Source organism: Burkholderia sp. 28_3, assembly GCF_003253915.1.
GTDB classification, from domain to species: Bacteria; Pseudomonadota; Gammaproteobacteria; order Burkholderiales; family Burkholderiaceae; genus Burkholderia; species Burkholderia cenocepacia.
Genome location: NZ_QKZF01000072.1, coordinates 1 through 2,623, shown reverse-complemented (window position 1 = coordinate 2,623; position 2,623 = coordinate 1). Strand labels below are relative to the sequence as shown.

At 62.4% G+C, this 2,623-nt stretch carries 3 protein-coding genes; all 3 read right to left on the bottom strand.

Annotation, left to right across the window (positions count from 1 at the left end):
- Positions 1-143: 143 nt before the first annotated feature.
- Genes DFS13_RS39615 through DFS13_RS41110 form a run of 3 tightly spaced genes read right to left on the bottom strand, consistent with a single transcriptional unit; the run spans position 144 to position 2,539 of the window.
- On the bottom strand, positions 144-1,736 hold the full coding sequence (locus tag DFS13_RS39615; RefSeq protein ID WP_027813733.1) for an IS66 family transposase: 1,593 nt from the start codon (positions 1,734-1,736) through the stop codon (positions 144-146).
- A gap of 39 nt (positions 1,737-1,775) precedes the next feature.
- Complete coding sequence (tnpB, locus tag DFS13_RS39610; protein WP_027813734.1) at positions 1,776-2,120, bottom strand: IS66 family insertion sequence element accessory protein TnpB; 345 nt, start codon at positions 2,118-2,120, stop codon at positions 1,776-1,778.
- Positions 2,117-2,539 carry a transposase gene (locus tag DFS13_RS41110; RefSeq protein WP_027813735.1) on the bottom strand — a complete coding sequence of 141 codons (423 nt, stop codon included), beginning with the start codon at positions 2,537-2,539 and terminating at the stop codon, positions 2,117-2,119. Before DFS13_RS41110 ends, tnpB begins: the two co-directional genes overlap by 4 nt.
- Between the last annotated feature and the right edge of the window lie 84 nt (positions 2,540-2,623).

The following is a 2,623-nucleotide window of genomic DNA, read 5'->3' as shown; positions in this document are numbered from 1 at the left end:
CGTAAGCGGCTCGGCGCGACCAGTTCCATATTCGCGCGCGCATGGGGCATGATGTGAGAGCTTGGGGAGTTCCGTGAGGATCACGTGAGATCGTGCCCACGATCGTGGATCATGGGCACGATCTATCTGGATCTATGAAGCAGTCAGGCAGTGCCATGCGAGCTGACCGACGTCAGCTTGTCGACCACATTCCAAGGCAGCAGTTCGTCGACGCGGGTGATGACGTGATCAGCGATGTGGGTCAAGACGTATTCCAGATAGGCGCGCGGGTTGATGCCATTGAGTTTGCACGCACCAATCAAGCTGTACATCGCGGCGGCCCGCTCACCCCCGCTGTCGGAACCAGCGAACAGGAAGTTCTTTCTCCCGAGGCTCACGCAACGCAGGGCGTTTTCTGCCAACGCGTTGCTGATCTCGGCTTGCCCATCCTCGCAGAACAGCGTCAGCGCAGTCCAGTGATTCAGCGAGTACTGGATCGCGCCGGCCAGCTCCGACTTGCGCGACAGCGTCGCGAGCTTGGCCCGGATTCTCGTTTCGAAGGCGTCCAGCAGCGGCTTGCTTTTCTCACGCCGCACGCGCTGCCGTTCATCGGGCGGCTTGCCGCGGATGTCGGTTTCAATGCCGTAGAACTCGCCGATCATCTCGAGCAGTTTCTGGGTCTCGTCCGTCGGTGTGCTCGCGTGGATCTCGTAGTACTTTCTCCGCGCGTGGTCCCAACAAGCAGCCTCGCGGATCTTGCCACTTACGTACAACTCGTCGAAGCCGCCGTAGGCATCGGCTTGCAGGATGCCTTCGAATCCGGCGAGATGCGTCTGAGGATGGATGCCTTTGCGATCGCACGAGTACGCGAACCACACCGCAGCCGGCTCCGTCGAGCCCGAACGGCTGTCGTCGCGCACGTACACCCAGAGTCGCCCGGTCTTCGTCTTCTTGTTGCCTGGCGCGAGCACGGGGATCGGCGTGTCGTCCGCGTGCAACTTCGTGCCCGCCATCGTATACCGGCGCAGCGCGTCGGTCAGCGGGCGGCAGAGCGCCTCACACTGTCCGACCCAGCGACCCATGCTGGCGCGGTCAAGCGTCACCCCGTCGCGCGCCGCAATTTCCGATTGTCGGTACAGCGGCGCATGATCTGCGTACTTCGACACCAGAATGTCGGCAAGCAAGCTCGGATGCGCGATACTGCGCTCGATCGGCAGTCCCGGCATCGGTGGCTGCGCGATGTGGCCGCAGGCCGGACAGACCGTCTTGTGCCGGATCGTGCGGATCACCTTGAACATCGCCGCAACACGGGCGAGCTGTTCCGAGACGTCCTCGCCGAGGCACTGCATAGCACCTTCACACTTGGGGCAGATCGAATCCGGTTTGAGCACGCGATCTTCTCGCGTAAGGTGCGGTGGCAGCGGCTCACGTACGGCCGGATCGCTGCTAGTCGTGGACCTTTCTCGTCGGACCTTTGTGTGCTGAACGTCGGCGACACCGCTGCCTGCGGCCAAATCCTCAAGCCGGAGCTCAAGCTTCTCGATCTCTCGGGCAAGTTGTTCCGACTTGCGGCCGAAGTGCATTCGCTTGAGCTTGTCGATCAGGAGCTTCAACCGTGTGATCTCGAGATCGCTTGCGGCGATGTCGCGGCGCAGCTGTTCGATCTCGAGTTCCCGTTCGATGGCCGACGCGCGAGCCTCAGCCAGCATGGCCTTCAGTGCAGCGACATCGTCGGGCAGATCGTCGAGATTCGGCATGCGCCGGAGTTTACGAGCCTCCCGAGCGGTTTACAACACCTACAGCATCGACAGAGGTGCCGTACGGCGGGGCTGCCGCCAATCGATGCCTTCGAGAAGCATCGACAACTGCGCGACCGTGAGCGAGATCTTGCCGCCATCGGCTTGCGGCCAGATGAAGCGGCCGCGTTCCAATCGCTTCGACAGCAGCCAGAGCCCGTCGTCGGTGGCCCAAAGCAGCTTCACGAGATCGCCTCGACGTCCGCGGAAGATGAACACATGGCCGCACAACGGATTCTCCTCGAGCGTCGCCTGTACCTTCGTGGCAAGCCCCTGGAAGCCGCAGCGCATGTCCGTGACGCCCGCAGCAAGCCAGATGCGGGTGCCGGCCGGCAATGTGATCACTTCAGGCATTCCTGCAGGAACGCTTCGGCCCGCTCAGCAGACAGGCCGCGAATCTTCACGCGCCGCTTGCCGATCTCCACCTCGATCTCGCACACGGGCGTCGGCATCGGTACGCCGCTTGTCACCTTCGACGTCGCGTTTCCCGTAGGCTGCGGCGCTGGCAGCATCAACACCGAATCGATCACGTCAACGCTCAGCAACTCCGTGCCTGTCATGGCCGACGGCGCAGCTTCGAGTCCCGGCAGTTCCAGCTTGCCTTCCCGATATTGCTTGCGCCACCCGAACACGACGTTGGCGTTGATGTCGTGCCGCCGCGCGACGATCGACACCGACATGCCTGGTTCCAACGTTTCCCTGATCACTTGCTGTTTGAATGCCCGCGCATACGTGCGATGGGCCGGGCGCGCTGCATTCGGCATAGCTGACCGTCTCCGTCAATCTAAACGCGACTATCATGCGCCAGCAAAATCAGCATCGGGAAACGGTCGGGCCGAGTCGCTTAC

What these genes read in the sequence shown, in the direction of transcription:
- DFS13_RS41110 (WP_027813735.1), bottom strand. Translation starts at nt 2,539, where the DNA reads ATGCCGAATGCAGCGCGCCCGGCCCATCGCACGTATGCGCGGGCATTC.
- DFS13_RS39615 (WP_027813733.1), bottom strand. Translation starts at nt 1,736, where the DNA reads ATGCCGAATCTCGACGATCTGCCCGACGATGTCGCTGCACTGAAGGCC.